Source organism: Dietzia sp. SYD-A1, from assembly GCF_015356725.1.
GTDB lineage: Bacteria > Actinomycetota > Actinomycetes > Mycobacteriales > Mycobacteriaceae > Dietzia.
The window spans coordinates 1-587 of the sequence record NZ_JADDKI010000663.1; the positions used below are offsets into that span (position 1 = coordinate 1).

A 587-nucleotide genomic window follows, 5' to 3' on the forward strand; every position below is an offset into this window, starting at 1 on the left:
GGTCGGCGGGGGGCGCGGGAGCGGCACCCGAGTCCTCCACCACCACGGTGACGTCGCCCGTGGAGGGGTCCACGTCGATGGCACTCACGCCGTCCCGCTGGCCCGGGGGGAGGGAGTCCGCCCACGCCTGCGCCCGCTCCGCCGTCTCGTCCAGTTGCCGGGCCGGGGCGGGAGCGGTGGACACCGAGAAACCACGGGACCGCGCGTCCGCGATCAACAGCTCCGAGCGCTCGGAGTCCCGGACCACCGCCACCTGGCCGGTCGCTCCGACGATCTGGACGCCCGCGAAGGCCTCGGGGAACCGGGCGGAGTAGTCGTCCGAGGCGACGGCCAGGCGGTCGGCCAGGACGGACTGGGAACGGAATGCCGCCGGGGTGGTGCCGACCTCCGCGAGGGCGTCCTCGAGGGTCTCGTGACCGATCGCGCTCTGGGCGCGGGACTCGTCCACTGCCGGGGCCCCGTCGCGTGGCTGTACCGGGTCGAGTGGCTGGGCATGGGCGGCGACCGGAGTCGCGATCACGAGCACGGCGAGTATGGCGCCCAGCGTCGATCGACGGCAGCGGGGGTGGTGTCGCATGGAGGTCACT

General features: G+C 74.4%; 1 pseudogene. It reads right to left on the minus strand.

Going from position 1 to position 587, the window contains the following annotated elements:
- Positions 1-520: pseudogene (locus tag IY392_RS18325) on the minus strand (peptidase S1); the annotation flags it as partial.
- Between the last annotated feature and the right edge of the window lie 67 nt (positions 521-587).